General features: G+C 74.5%; 10 protein-coding genes. 3 read left to right on the plus strand and 7 right to left on the minus strand.

The window, feature by feature from the left end; translation table 11 throughout:
- Positions 1-41: 41 nt before the first annotated feature.
- Both BJ979_RS03275 and BJ979_RS03280 read right to left on the minus strand, forming a co-directional pair.
- Complete coding sequence (locus BJ979_RS03275; protein WP_179565145.1) at positions 42-356, minus strand: WXG100 family type VII secretion target; 315 nt, start codon at positions 354-356, stop codon at positions 42-44.
- A gap of 136 nt (positions 357-492) precedes the next feature.
- On the minus strand, positions 493-1,785 hold the full coding sequence (locus BJ979_RS03280; protein ID WP_179565146.1) for a S8 family peptidase: 1,293 nt from the start codon (positions 1,783-1,785) through the stop codon (positions 493-495).
- Between the two features lie 185 nt (positions 1,786-1,970).
- Here BJ979_RS03280 and eccD point away from each other — a divergent pair, with 185 nt between their 5' ends.
- The 3 genes from eccD to BJ979_RS03295 are packed head-to-tail and all read left to right on the plus strand — an operon-like array spanning position 1,971 to position 6,103.
- Positions 1,971-3,326 (plus strand): type VII secretion integral membrane protein EccD, encoded by a 1,356-nt coding sequence (gene eccD, locus BJ979_RS03285; protein ID WP_343046584.1) that lies wholly within the window; start codon positions 1,971-1,973, stop codon positions 3,324-3,326.
- Between the two features lies 1 nt (position 3,327).
- On the plus strand, positions 3,328-4,731 hold the full coding sequence (gene eccB / locus BJ979_RS03290) for a type VII secretion protein EccB (RefSeq protein WP_179565148.1): 1,404 nt from the start codon (positions 3,328-3,330) through the stop codon (positions 4,729-4,731).
- A 1-nt stretch (position 4,732) separates the two neighbouring features.
- Positions 4,733-6,103, plus strand: a complete 1,371-nt coding sequence (locus BJ979_RS03295) for a S8 family serine peptidase (RefSeq protein WP_179565150.1) — start codon at positions 4,733-4,735, stop codon at positions 6,101-6,103.
- An 86-nt stretch (positions 6,104-6,189) separates the two neighbouring features.
- Here the strand turns inward: BJ979_RS03295 and BJ979_RS03300 are convergent, their stop codons facing one another.
- The 5 genes from BJ979_RS03300 to BJ979_RS03320 are packed head-to-tail and all read right to left on the minus strand — an operon-like array spanning position 6,190 to position 13,721.
- A complete protein-coding gene (locus BJ979_RS03300; RefSeq protein ID WP_179565152.1) occupies positions 6,190-6,978 on the minus strand; it encodes a hypothetical protein in 789 nt (262 codons plus the stop codon).
- A 14-nt stretch (positions 6,979-6,992) separates the two neighbouring features.
- A complete protein-coding gene (locus BJ979_RS03305; RefSeq protein ID WP_343046585.1) occupies positions 6,993-7,796 on the minus strand; it encodes a PP2C family protein-serine/threonine phosphatase in 804 nt (267 codons plus the stop codon).
- Positions 7,793-9,589 (minus strand): FHA domain-containing protein, encoded by a 1,797-nt coding sequence (locus BJ979_RS03310; protein ID WP_179565154.1) that lies wholly within the window; start codon positions 9,587-9,589, stop codon positions 7,793-7,795. Before BJ979_RS03310 ends, BJ979_RS03305 begins: the two co-directional genes overlap by 4 nt.
- Positions 9,586-12,231, minus strand: coding sequence for a transglutaminase-like domain-containing protein (locus BJ979_RS03315; protein ID WP_179565156.1), 2,646 nt, complete (start codon positions 12,229-12,231; stop codon positions 9,586-9,588). The genes BJ979_RS03310 and BJ979_RS03315 overlap by 4 nt, the downstream gene beginning before the upstream one ends.
- Entirely contained in the window at positions 12,228-13,721 is a 1,494-nt protein-coding gene (locus BJ979_RS03320; RefSeq protein ID WP_179565158.1) for a DUF58 domain-containing protein, read from the minus strand. The genes BJ979_RS03315 and BJ979_RS03320 overlap by 4 nt, the downstream gene beginning before the upstream one ends.
- Position 13,722 lies beyond the last annotated feature (1 nt).

Genomic DNA, 13,722 nt, shown 5'->3' on the forward strand with positions numbered 1-13,722 from the left:
CTTTCCATGGGAATCCCTTACCTTTCCTGGCTCAGCCGGTCTCAGGCGCCCATGATCGAGCCGAGGCCCGAGATGGTCTGCTTGTGCGACTCTTCGGTGGCGTTCTGGTCCTTCTCGGTGCCGCCGAGGGCGTCTTCGAGGGTGATCAGCACGTTGTTGAGCTTGCTGGTCTCGTTGTCCCAGCGGGTGAGGAGCTGGTTGAACGCGACGGCGGCGCTGCCCGACCAGTAGCCGGAGACCTGCTCGATCTCGCCGCGGAGCTTCTTCACCTCCTGGTCGATACCGGCCTTGGCGGTGCCGACCGCCTGGGCTCCGCGCTTGAGTGCGCCTTCTTCGGCCGCGATGACATCTGCCACAGCATTCCCCTTGTCTGAGATGGTGTCGACGCGTCACTCTGCCCCCGAATGGGGGGCCTCGGTGACGCGGATGAGGCAAGGCTATGCGGTTCCCGCAATATCGACAAGACCTCGGAACCTGAGATTCACCATCCGGCTACCCCCTGGTCGAGGGCCGACGGCGGGTGAGCAGCACGATCAGCACCACGACCCCGGCGATGACGACGAGGCCGCCGAGCACGCCCGCCGCGATGAGCGCCGTCGCGACCGGCGAGAAGCCGCCGCGCTGCGAGGCGGACGGCGCCGCGGAACCCGCGGACGGACCGGACAACGGCGAGGCGGAAGCGGATGCCAGTGCCTTCTTGGCCGCAGCCACATCAGCCACGGTCGGAACGCCGAGGTGACCCGGCTCGTTCATGAGCGGGTTCTCGTCCGGATACTGCGTCGGATCGACCTTGAGCATGTGCGTCAACGACGCGGGACCGTACCCGTACCCGCCCTCGTACCGGGTCAGCGGATGATCGTCACCGCCCGTGTTGTGGATCAGCGACTGGACCAGCTGATTACCCGTCGCCTGCGGATACTTCTGCGCCACCAGCGCCAACATGCCCGACACGAGCGGCGTCGCCAGCGACGACCCCTGCATCCGTCGGCCGTCGTCACCCCACGACGCGGAGTTCGCCGTGCCCTGCGACGAGAACCCGACGCCCGCGGCGACCACCGTCGTCGAATCGAAGGCGACCGGAACACCACCATCGGTCTGCAGGTCGCCGCTCTCCTTGAAGGCGTTGACCGACACGACGCCGTTCGCGTTGGCCGGGAAGTTGCCCGGATCAGTCAGGGAGTTGGGGTCGCCGGCGACGATCACGACCCCGCGCGCGATCGCGTCGGCGATCGCGAGCTCGTCACCGCGAAGATGCGCGTTCGTCGCCTGCGAGATGGAGATGATCCGGTTGCCGTCGGCCACCGCCTTGCGCACGATCAGGCCGTAGTCGGTGTACGGAACCCCGTCGACGGTCTTGGTGCAGCCGGACTCGGCGCCCTGGGTCGAGTTGGCGTAGACCGTGACCTTCGCCTCCGGGGCGATGCCCTTTACCGCGCCAGGTCCGGTCCCATTGCCGACCAGCAACGAGGTGACATCGGCGGAGTGCACCGAGTCGATGGTCGCGGTCGTCGTCGACGCCGGGTCGCCGCAGACGGACGGCTCGGGGACTGTGATATCGGCCCCTTGGAACACCTCGAGCGAGGCGTTGAAGGGCCCGTCGATCACCGCGATCTTGATGCCCTTCCCGGTCAGCCCCTGCGACTGGGCGCCCGCCACGTCGTACTTCGCGTACCACCAGTCCGTCGACGACGCCGCGGATGCGGAGGCGGTCGGGCCCGCGGCGAGCGCCGCCGTCAGAGCGGTCAGGGCGAGCAGCGCCGCGGCGGAGGTGCGGGCACGGGGCATCGGGGGCTCCTGGGTGACACGGGTGGAGGACGAGGGCACCGTGAGTGGAAGGCGGACCGAGCCCGCCCATCCACTCGGGAAAAACTCACGAACAACCTACTCCGAGCGCCATCCGTTCCCTGAGGATGATTAGGCTGACCGGGAATGCGTCAGCTGCGCGGATGCGCACGATGGCAGGAGCACGCGTGAGTACGACCGTGAGCACGTCACGGGCACTGCTGAGGGTGTCGATCCAGAGCGAGGGTCGACGGCTCGATGTCGGCGTGCCCGCCCAGCTGCCGCTCGTCGAGCTGATGCCCGGCTTCGCCCGCGGCCTCGGCGTGCTGGATGCGACCATGACGCACACGGGCTACGCCCTGCAGCGCGCGGACGGCACCCGTCTCGACCCGAGCCGCGGCGCCGCCGAGCAGGGCGTGCTCGACGGTGAGCTGCTCACGCTCGCGCGCGGCGTGCAGCTGGCCGAGCCCCGCGTCTACGACGACATCGTCGAGGCCGTGATCGACGCGACCGGCGAGCAGAACCGGCCGTGGACCCCCCAGGACAACGCGCGCACCGCCCTCGCCGCGAGCCTCACGTTGCTCGGCATCTGCGCCGTGCTGCTGCTCGCCGGGGGCGGCGACGGACCCTCGACGCTGCTGCGCGCGATCATCGCCGCCGCCGGAACCGTGCTGCTGCTCGCCTCGGCCGCCGTGATCGAACGACTCGGGCAGGCCGAGACCGGCCGCGGCCTCGCCCTCGCCGCCGCCGCCTTCGCCGCGCTCACCGGCTACCTGCTCACCCCGGCCGACGGCGGTCTGTTCGGATGGCCGCTCGCCGCCGCCGGCGCCGGCGCCGTCGTCGCGGGCGGCATCGCGCTGCTGCTGAACCCCGCATCCCGCGCCATCCTGCTCGTGCCGCTCGTGCTCGGCGGCGCGATCGGCATCACCGGCGGCATCGCCGGGCTCATGCCGGGCAGCCAGCAGAGCGCCTACGCGCTCATGGTCGCGGTCGTCATCACCCTCGCCAACGCGCTGCCGTGGCTCGCGATGACGTCGACGCGCATCCGCGTGATCTCGCCGCAGAGCGACCAGGAGATCTTCGACGACCCCGACCCGATCGACACCGAGCAGGTGCGCGCCCGCGCCGCCGCCGGGCACCGCGTGCTCGTCGCGCTGCGGCTCGCGCTCGGGCTCGCCGCGCTCGTCGGCGCCCCGATCGTCGCCGGAGCCAGCCCCGCCGGCGCCGCCCTCTGCGCGCTCGGCTTCATCGGGATCATGATGCCCGCGCGGCAGAGCTTCGCCCGCGCCGAGGTCGTCGTGCTGATGGCGCTCGGCACCGCGGGCATCGCGATCACCGGCGTCACCACGAGCCTCGCCCAGCCCGACCTGCGGCTCGTGCTGCTCGTCGCGCTGCTGGCGGTGACCGTGATCGTGATCTTCCTCACGCTGCTCGCGCCGCGCGCGCGCATGCGCCTCACCCGCCTCGCCGACACCGTCGAGGTGCTCGTGATCGGACTCCTGCTGCCGCTCGGCGTCATCGCCGCCGGAATCGCCTGGGCGTGACGTGGCCACCAAGAGCGATCTGATCGAGGCGCAGAACTTCTCGCGCCGCCGCCTTCTCACCGCCTTCATCTCGGGAGCCCCCGGCGGACGCGAGCTCGAGCCCTCGAAGCCGCTGCGCGCCGTGATCATCGCGATCGCGCTGACCGTGGCCGTCATCCTCGCCGGCGTGTTCTACGGCGTGATGCAGCCGGGCCTGCCCAACGACTGGGGCAACAACCGGCTCATCATCGCCAAAGACACCGGGGCGCGCTATGTGAGCTCGAAGAACGTGCTGCACCCGGTGATCAACTCGGTGTCGGCGCGGCTGCTCATCCCCAGCACCGACTTCAAGGTCATCACCACCACCCAGGCGCGCCTCGCCGGCGTGAAGCTCGGGGCCCCCGTCGGCATCGTCGGCGCCCCCGACACGCTGCCCGCCGCGAACAGGCTCATCAACGACGGATGGACGGCCTGCGTCGCCGACGACGGCGGCAACCGGGTGCGCATCGGCGGCTCGACCGCGAGCGCCACGAAGGATGCCGTGGTCGTGTCGTCGGGCGGCCAGATCTACGTCGTCGCCGCCGACACCCGCTTCAAGGTCGACCCGGCGCAGACGGATGCGGTGCTGCGCGCCGCCGGCATCGACTCGCTCGACCCGGTCGCCGTCGATCCCGCCTGGCTCGACCTCTTCACCGAGGGCGCCGACCTGCAGTCGATCGTCATCACCGACGCCGGGCTCCCGCTCGCCGGCACCTCGCTCAACGTCGGCGACGTGCTGCACATCACCGGGCAGGCGGTGACCCAGCGCTTCCTCGTGCAGCAGGACGGCACGCTCGGCTCGCTCAGCCCGCTCGCCTGGCAGCTCTACCAGCTGGGCACCGGGCGCGGCGCCGACCGCGTGCTCGAGGTCGCCTCCGCCGACGTCGCCGACGTGCCCACCGCGAAGAACCCGGTCGGCGGCGCCGACTGGCCGAGCGACGGCTTCACGACCCTCGAGAGCGACGCCCGTCCCTGCGCGCTGCTCACCCATGACGCCCGCGGGCTCGCCCGCACCGTGCTCGCGACCACCGCGACGACCGAAGACGCGGAGGCGACGCTCACCGTCGCCTCCGGGCGCGGCGCCATCGTGCTCGCCGGCGGGCGCGGAGCGCAGGGCTCCCCGCTGCTCACGATCGTCGACGCGACCGGCACCTCCTACGCCCTCCCCGGCGCCGACGAGGACACCGTCGCGCGACTCGGCTACTCGCTCGAGGAGGTCGGGCGGGTCGACCAGAGCTGGATCCGCCTGTTCAAGACCGGGCCGGCGCTGAGCACGGCCGCGGCGGGCGCGGAGCCGGGCGGCGGACCGGCCGAACCGGCCTCGGGGTCGTCGTCGGGCTCTTCGGGCGGGTCGGATGCGTCGGGGTCGTCGGACTCGGATGGCTGAGATGCGGCCCGCTCCATTCGCCGGGCGCGCGGCTGGCGACGGGCGCGCTCGCGGCCTGCGACGCGCATCCCGAGCGGGAGCGGCGCTGCTGGGCGCGGGACTGACGCTGGCCGTGCTCGGCGGCGCCGGCATCTCGACCGGCGCGTCGGCGGCGAGCGGCGCCGCCGGCGCGCGGGTCACCGTCGACGCCGACTCCGGATCGAGCGACTGCACCGCCGGCGGCGGCACGCGCATCGCCCAGTCGCCGCCGGCGCTCGCGCAGCTGCAGTCCGAACTCGCGTGGAGCGTCAGCCGCGGAGCCGGCATCGTCGTCGCGGTCGTCGACTCCGGGGTCGACGCGAACAACCCGCACCTCGCCGGGGTGCTCGCCGGCGGCGTCGACCTCGTCGGCGACGGAGCCGGCCAGAACGGCTACGCCGACCTCGACGGCCACGGCACCGCGATCGCCGGGCAGATCGCCGCCCGCAAGATCGACGGATCCGGCGTCGAGGGGCTCGCGCCGGAGGCGCGCATCCTCTCGATCCGGGTGTTCTCGACGACCGAGTCGGATGCGCGCAAGGCCGGCTTCGGCCCGACCATCCCCCGCATCGCCGAGGGCATCCGCGTCGCCGCCGACTCGAACGCACAGGTCATCAACGTGTCGCTGAGCAGCGCCGCCGATGCGCCCGAGCTGCGGGATGCGGTGGCCTACGCGACCGCGCGCGGCAGCCTCGTCGTCGCCAGCTCGGGCAACGCCGACAACAGCCAGTCGGTCGAGGAGAAGGCCTCCGGCTCGGCGCGCTACCCGGCCGGCGACCCCGAGGCGCTCGGCAGCGGCGCCGTGAACGCCGCCGGAGCCGCCGACGGGAACAGCGTCAACGGACCGCACGTGTCGATCGCGGCGCCCGGGCAGAACATCCTCACCTCGGCCAGCAACGGCATCGACTGCGTCTACTCGGGCGAGGCCGCGCACACCAGCTTCTCGACCGCCTACGTCTCGGCCGCGGCTGCGCTCGTCGCGGCGTCGCACCCGCAGGAGACGCCCGCGCAGTGGAGGTACCGGCTCGAGGCGACCGCCGTGCGACCCGATCCCGACCAGCGCGACGACGCGATCGGCTGGGGCGTCGTGCAGCCCTACGACGCCATGACCCTCGCCGTCGGCGGCGCGCTGCGCGGACCGGAGAGCGCCTTCGGCGGCGGCAGCGCCGGTGCGCCCGCCGACGACCGCCGCGACCTCGCGCTCGCCCACAGCGACCCGGCCAGCGCACTCGCCACGACCATCTCGATCGTCGGCGCGGTCACGGCCGGGGCGGTGCTCGGCGTCGTCGGGGTGCTCGCCTACTTCCGCCGACGCCGGCGCGCGGAGGCCTCACCCGACGAGTTCGGGGTCTGAGCGGGGGCTCCACGGCGCGGGCGGGAGCGGATCTCGCCGGGCAGAGCAGGGCGTCCTCGGGCCCGGCTGATTCCCGAGGCCCGGGGTCAGGGGGCGAGGAACGCGGCGACGATGAGGATGAGGCCGCCGATCGTCACGACGACCGCGGCGGCGGCGAGGATGAGCGCGAGGCGTCCGGTGCGTCGGGCCGAGCGCGCGACCGAGGGCATCGACGGCGCCACGGCACGGGTCGCCTCGCCGCCCGGCGGCAGGTCGGGCACGATCGGCGGGGTCGGCACCGGACGCGGCACGTAGGCGTCGCGCGCGCCGACACCGGCGCCCTCAGCGGAGGGGGCCGGCACGAGGCCGCTCGGCAGCTCGACCCGAGCGAGCTGCGCGGCGGCGCGACGCGACCGGCGGGTGCCGAGCCCGGCGGGGTCGGCGGGGTCGGCAGGGTCGGCAGGGTCGGCAGGGTCGGCGAGCGCAGCGGGCGAGCCGAGGGCGGCGATACCGGCGCCAGGGCCGACCCCGGCGACCTGACCCGCGCCGGGCGGGCCTGCGAGCGCGCCGCTGCCGACTCCGGCCGATCCGGGCGCACCCCCGACGGGCGGAGCACCCCAGCCGCGATCGGCGACGATCGTCTCCTCGGCATCCACGACGATCGTCTCGTCGCCGACCGGGACGCCGCCCGCGACGAGCGCGTCGTTCACGAGCAGGGTGCGCTCGTCGGCGTCGTCGATCCCGCCGACCACGATCGTGCGCTCGTCGGCCTCGTCTCCGCCGTCCGCCGACGTCGTCCCCGAGGACGCCGAGGCCGGCGCGGGCTCGTCGCCCATCAGGCTCGACAGGTCGAGGGATCCCGTCGCCGTGCGCGGGCGGTCGTCGTCGCTGCTCATCGGATGCGCACCGCTCAGATCGGGATGGTCGCGCTCGCGGAGAGCTCGATCGAGTCGGTGCGGTCGGCGGTGCTGACCGCGCCGCCCGCGCGCACGTCGACGACGAGCACGGTGATGTTGTCGCGTCCGCCGGCGCGCTTCGCCGCATCCACCAGCGCCGCCGCCGCCGACTCCGGCCGGCCCGCCATCGTCAGCATCGCGCGGATCTGCTCGTCCTCGAGCTCGCCGTGCAGACCGTCGGAGCAGATCAGCAGCCGCTCGCCGGTCGTGACCGGCATGAGCCAGGTGTCGGCGCGCGAGTCGGGGGCGCCGATCGCCCGGGTGATGACGTTGCGGTGCGCGAAGTCGCGGCGGTCGTCGGCGGTCAGCGAGCCGTTGTCGGCGAGGGCCTGCGCGAGTGAGTGGTCGACCGTGAGCTGCTCGAGCTCGGAGCCGAAGAGCCGATACACGCGCGAGTCGCCGACGTTGACGATGAGCCAGTGCGGCTCGCCCTCGTGCTCGAGCAGCACCACACCGGTGACGGTGCTGCCGGTGCCGCGGCTCGTCGTCGTCGCGATCTCGGCCACGTCGCGCTCGGCACGCGTGAGCGCGCGGCGCACCCCGGCCGGGTCGACGTCGCCGCGGCCGCACAGCTCGATCCGGAAGGCCGCGACGACCGCCGCGCTCGCCCGATCGCCGGCCTCGTAGCCGCCCATGCCGTCGGCGACGAGGTAGACGGGACGCTCGGCGAGCGCCGCATCCTCGTTCGCACTCCGCTTCAGGCCGACGTCAGTGAGACCCGAGACCATGAGGTCGACGAGGTCGAGGCGGGCGCTCACGATCGGTCCTCGGTGTCCCAGTCGGATTCCACCCGGCTCGCCGCGTCGGCCGGAGCGCCGCCGAGGCGATCGAGGCGCATCGCGACGCGGCCGAGCACGAAGCGGCGACCCGCGAGCAGCACGCCGTCGCCGGCGGGAACCGGATGCTCGCTGCCGTCGGCCTCGACGACGCGCACGCCGTTGGTCGAGCCGAGGTCGCGGATGCGCCAGGTGTCGCCCTCGCGGTCGAGGCGCGCGTGCACCTTCGAGAGGGTGCGGGTGGCGTCGCGCACGGCGAGGTAGTGCACGCTCGGGTCGGTTCCGGCGGGCTTGCGGCCGAGCACGACGGTGCCGCCGATCAGCTGGTAGGTCGGCCCGTCGTCGAGCGAGAGCTCCCAGCGCACCGTGGAGCTCGGATCGACCACGATCGTCGCGCCGAAGTCGTCGTCATCCTCGTCGGCGAGAGCGCCGGCGGATGCGGCACCCGGGACGGGCCCGAGGCCGAGGGGATCGGCGGCGGGCGCGGCCGGGGCGCCGGGGATGACCGGGGCGCCGGCCACGAGCGGGGGCGGGGCGATCCCGGGGGTCGCCGCGACATCCGGCTCGACCGTCGTGACCGGAGGACGGGACCACGGGTTCGGGACGGGATCGGCGACGGGCGGCGCGGGCGCCTCGTCAGCGGACGCCGGGAGGGGCTCGGGTGCGATGGGCGGAGCGGGAGCGGCGGCCGGGGCAGGGTAATCCCACGCGGACGGTCCCGCCTCGGAGGACGGCGACGACGGCGCGACGTGATCGCCGGGCGCCGACGCGGTCGGCGGCATGGTGGAGGCCGGCGCGGCCGGCGGCATGAGTCCCGGCGGCGGAGTGATGACGTAGTTCGCGGCGGGGCCGGCGACATCAGCGGCCGGTGCGACGCCGGCACCCGCGGCCGAGGCCGAGGTGACCGAGAATCCGGGAGACTCGATGAGCGGCGCGGGCTGACCGGCGGTCGGTCCGGGCGTGCCCTGCTGGACCCACTCGGGCGCCGAGACCGAGGGCGCACCCGGGTGCTCGGGGTGCGCCGCCGAGAGGGCCGCATCCACCGCATCGCCGACCGACTGCGGCGCGGGCTGACCGTAGGCGGCCTGACCATAGGCGCCCTGCTGCCCGTGCGTCTGCCCGGGAGCGGCGTAGCCCGCCGGGTCGCCGTACGCGGCGGCGGACGGGGGCTGGTTCACCTCGGCGGCAGCGTCGACCCCGGGCTGCGCGCCGTAGCCGGCGTAGGCATCGTGCCCCGCATATCCGGGTGCCGGAGTCGTGCCCGCACCGGTCATCGGCACCGGGATCGCCACTGAGCCGGTCGCGCCGGCGGCCGGGCCCGTCGCCGGGGCACCGGCGCCGTAGCCGGGGCCCGCCCACTGCTGCTGTCCGGCGGCGCCCGCACCCGCGACGCCGCCCGGCTGACCGCCGAGTCCGCGCAGCAGCAGCATCGCCCACAGCGGCAGCAGCACGACGGCGAGCACCACGTACCAGGTCGGCTTGCCGAGCCGCTGCCCGATCTTGTGCGCCGAGAGCGCCGTGAAGATCACGACCACGACGCTGCCGCCCGGCACGAGCGACAGCAGCACGAGCAGTCGGCTGTAGCCGCCGATGTGCAGGATCTCGGCGACATTGAGCACCGGAACCCAGCCGCGCCATCCCTCCGAGCCGAAGTGCGGGAACAGCTTCGAGAGCATGAGGCCGAGCCACACGTAGACGCCGACCGAGATCAGCACGCTGATCAGGCTGATGACGATGCCGATGACGCCGATGCCGGTCGCGTCTGAGGAGCTCATGCGCCCATCCTGCCGTTCAGCGCACGCAGGAACGACACCGGCGTCACCGCGGCGCGCAGCCGGTGTCGCCAGCGGAGGCTCTCGGTGCGCCGCGCGAGCTCGGCGTCGACCAGACGCCAGGCCTCGGCGACCGACTGCCGGGTCGGGGGATGCTCGGCGAAGACCGCGTGATCGGCCAGCACGGCGAGACGGAATGCGTGGGGCGAGCCGAGGCGCTCCGCCTGGTCGCGGCGGGTGCCGGCGCCGGCATCCACTCCCCCGTCGATCCAGGCGTCGACGACCTCAGCCCAGGCGCCGACGACGGCGACCTCGGGCACGGCGGCCCCGCGGCGGGCGCGGCGGCGCAGCCGCTTCGCGACGAGCAGCACGAGCCCGGGCAGGGCGAGCAGCAGCAGGGCGGCCAGCGCGAGCCCGATCGGGCGCAGCACCGGGAAGAGCAGGCCGAGCAGGCCGCCGTCGCCGTCGTCGGGGCGCTGGCCGCTGCGGCTCTCGTCGTGCTGGTCGGTGGGCGGGCGCACGGTGTCGACCTTCGGCTGCTCGGGCACGGTCGCGTTCTTCGGCAGCTGACGGCCGGTGGTGACGATGGTCGGCAGCTTCTCGAACTGCGGCTCGGCGTCGACGACGGTCCAGTCGGCGGCACCGGGCGAGCGCACCTCCACCCACGCGGCCAGGTCGCTGCCGGTGCAGGTGCCGTCGCAGGTGCCGACGCCGCTGCCCTTCAGCGCGGTCATCCGCACGCCGACCACGACCCGCGTCTCGTAGCCGAGGGCCCGGCCGAGCAGCGCCGCGGCCGTCGCGAACTGCTCGTCGTCGCCGAGAGCCGCGACGAGCAGCTCGGGGTCGGCGGTCTCGCCGACGCTGTCCTGCTGATCGACGAGCTGCTTGAACAGCGTCTCGACCCGGGCGGTCGAGTGCCCGGCGTAGGCGGGCTGGAAGCTGTAGCTGGTCTGCTTCGACAGCGCCGCGATCCATGACTTCGCCGCCGCATCCTCTTCGAGGGAGTGGGTGAGGTAGCCGCGCTCGCGCAGGCGCTCGACGAGCTCGCGATAGCCGTCGGCCGTGCGCGGCTGCTTCTGCGCCTTCAGCCAGGCGTTCAGCTGGGGGTAGGCGGCGGTGTCGAGCAGGCTCGTGCGCCCGGGGGCGCCGAGTTCGACGTCGCGGCTCGGGGCGACCTGCACGGTGTAGCTGTCGCCGTCGCGCAGGCCGCGCCCGGCGCTGGAGGGCGCGATCTGGATGCCGGCTCCGCTGTCGCGGTCGAGGTAGAAGCCGTCGGCGAGCGCGGTCGCGCGCGACCCGGAGAACGTCGGGGCCGACTGCACGCCCGCGGGCAGCGGCATCCATACTCCGTCGAGGCCCTTCTCGATCGTGATCGTGACGGGACGCGAGCCGGATGCGGGGGTGCCGCCGGGCAGGCGGGTGAAGCGCTCGTCGTCGCCGACGCGGAACTCGGCGCCCGTCCACGAGTCGAGCACGGCCAGGCGCATGCGCTCGCCCGAACCGGCGCCGGCCGCGTCACCGCCGCCCGCGGCGCCCGCTCCCCCGCTGACCGAGAACAGCGGCTCGGTGTAGGCGTCGGCGGTGAACGATCCGCGGTACTGCGAGAGCGGGGTGCTCTGCGCGCGCAGGATGAGCTGCGGCTCGGCGCCGGTGCGCAGCGTCGAGCGCGGGGTGATGCCCGAGAGCGCCGGCGTCACGGCGAGGCCGGCGACGAGGGCGACGACGAGCAGGCCGACCACGAGCATCCGCCGGCGCACGAGCGCGCCGATCGGCGAGCGGCCGCGCGTCGTGATGCCCGCGTCGACGCGGGCGCGGGCCAGGGCGGCGCGGCGGATGAGGCGGGCCCGCACCACGAGCCAGGTGAGGGCGAGCGCGAGGGCGACGAGGCCGAGCACCATCTCGCGCACCGCGCCGACTCGGGTGCCGAGCAGGTCGATTCCGGCGCCGCCGGAGGTCGCCCCGAACGCGATGCCGAACACCGACATGAGCAGCACGACCGGCACCGCCGCGACCGCGCGGGCGCCGGGCGAGGTGGCGAGCGCCGTGGCGGCGGCCGTGCCGACGAGCGCGACCAGCAGGAACGGCACGAGCACCGCCTGGTACTCGCCGAGCGGGGTCTCGAGGGTGAGCAGCTGCTTCCAGCCGAGCACGATGCCGGCGACGCCGTCGCGCAGGCCGTTGAGCAGCGCGGACGGCGACGCGAGACCGGACGGCACCGCGAGCGGCACGACCAGGGCGACGAAGGCGAGGGCGACGAGCCCGATCCCGGCGAGCGCGGGCCAGCGACGCCAGCCGACGACGAGCGGGATCGCGACGCCGACGACCCCGGCGACGGCCGCGAGCAGGATCAGGCGCGGGGTCTGGAAGATCGGCCAGGCCAGAGCGGTCGCGACGGCGAGCCCGAGCAGCACGAAGGCGATGGCGACGGCGCGCTGCAGCAGGTCGGAGCGGGACTCGGCGCGACGACGCCGGCGGCGCGGTCCGCGCGGCTGCTTGGCCGGGCCCGGGCGGGGGCCCGGCGCGGGGACGGGCCCGACCTGGCCCGACGGCGGACCGAAGCCGGGCGGCGGGGCGATCGGCCCCGGGCCGCCGGGTGCGCCGACCCCGCCGGCTCCGCGCGGGCCCCCGGGCGCGACGCCGCTCATGCGAGCGCTCCGCGCGCGATCAGCTGACCCAGGTCGCCGAGCGCTCCGACCGTGATGACGCGCATCCGGCCCGCCCGCCGCAGCGCGGGCTGCGCGTTCTCCTCGCAGCGCACGACGACCGGCTGGCTGTCGTCGAAGGGATGCGCGACCGCCCGCAGCTCGTCGACGCTCAGCTGCGAGCCGGTCACGATGAAGACGATCGAGAGCAGGTCGTGGCGCTGCGCGGTCAGCCGCGCGACATCCTCGAGGGCGCTCGCGCTCTCACCGCCCTCGACCTCGGCGAAGCCGTCGAGCAGGGTCTGCGGCGACCGCGTCGAGAGCTGACGCAGCGCGACCGACGACCCGCGGGCGGCGCCGTGGTCGTCGGCGCTCGTCGCGACGACGAGGTCGCGACCGTCGCGCAGCGCCTGCAGACCCAGCGACGCGGCGACGCTGATCGCCAGCTCGAACTCGTCCTCACCGGCGTACTCGCGGTGCGCATCCACGCCGATCACGATCGCCATGCGGGCGTTGCGGGTCTCCTCGTACTGCTTGACCATGAGCCGGCCGGTCTTCGCGGTCGACTTCCAGTGCACGTTGCGGCGCGAGTCGCCGGGCAGGTACTCGCGGATCGCGTGGAAGTTGAGGTCGGCCGAGACGATGTCGGTCGTCGGCATGCCCTCGAGGTCGCGGATGATGCCCGCGCTCGTCGAGGGGATCGTCGCGGTGACGGGGTGCACGTGCAGCGTCTGCACCTCGGGCCACTGCACGGTGCGGCGCAGGATGCCGATCGGGTCGCCGCGGGTGACCGACAGCGGGCCGACGTCGATCACGCCGCGACGGCGGGCCGAGATCGTGAGCCGGTCGTCGTGGTGCGCGCCGGGCATGAGCAGCGGCACCTGCGCCTCGACGAGGCCCTGGCCGATCGGCACGTCGACCACTCCGGGCAGCGCGAGGCGGCGGCCGACGTTGGCGACGCGCAGGTCGGCGTCGACCGCGGTTCCGGCGACGACGCGGTCGCGGGCGAGCACGAGCCGGGCGCGGTACTCGTGACCCGCCAGCAGGAAGGGCACGCAGAGCAGCAGGAGCACGGCGGCCGCGGCGGCCGCGATCCAGCCGAGCGTCCAGCCGAAGGCGAGGCCGGCGGCGGCTCCGAGCACGACCGTGACGCCGAGCAGCCAGCCCGCGGGCGTGACCGTCTCGCCGAGCCAGCGCACCGTGAGCCGGGTGCGACCCGCGACGGCGCGCACCGCCCGGCGCGCGCTGCGTCGACCGCGGTCGACGGCGCCGAGGCGGGTGCTCGTGACCCGGGTGACGGTCGACGAACGGGTCGCGGTGCTCGTGACCGAGTAGGTGCGCTCGACGTTCGGGGCGAGTCCGCCGGACTGGCCCGCCGCATCCGACCCGGTGCCCGAGCCCGCCCCCGCGCGCACGCCGCCGCGCCCGCGGCCGCGGCGCGGCTCGGGCGAGGGTCGTCCGCGCGAGGCGGAGCTGCGGTCGGGTCGGGCCATG

This window comes from Schumannella luteola (genome assembly GCF_013408685.1).
GTDB classification, from domain to species: domain Bacteria; phylum Actinomycetota; class Actinomycetes; order Actinomycetales; family Microbacteriaceae; genus Schumannella; species Schumannella luteola.

Bases quoted from the DNA above. Each gene is read 5' to 3' on its own strand.
- BJ979_RS03295 (WP_179565150.1), top strand. From the start codon at position 4,733: ATGCGGCCCGCTCCATTCGCCGGGCGCGCGGCTGGCGACGGGCGCGCT.
- BJ979_RS03315 (WP_179565156.1), bottom strand. From the start codon at position 12,231: ATGAGCGGCGTCGCGCCCGGGGGCCCGCGCGGAGCCGGCGGGGTCGGC.
- BJ979_RS03320 (WP_179565158.1), bottom strand. From the start codon at position 13,721: ATGGCCCGACCCGACCGCAGCTCCGCCTCGCGCGGACGACCCTCGCCC.
- BJ979_RS03280 (WP_179565146.1), bottom strand. From the start codon at position 1,785: ATGCCCCGTGCCCGCACCTCCGCCGCGGCGCTGCTCGCCCTGACCGCT.
- BJ979_RS03300 (WP_179565152.1), bottom strand. From the start codon at position 6,978: ATGAGCAGCGACGACGACCGCCCGCGCACGGCGACGGGATCCCTCGAC.
- BJ979_RS03310 (WP_179565154.1), bottom strand. From the start codon at position 9,589: ATGAGCTCCTCAGACGCGACCGGCATCGGCGTCATCGGCATCGTCATC.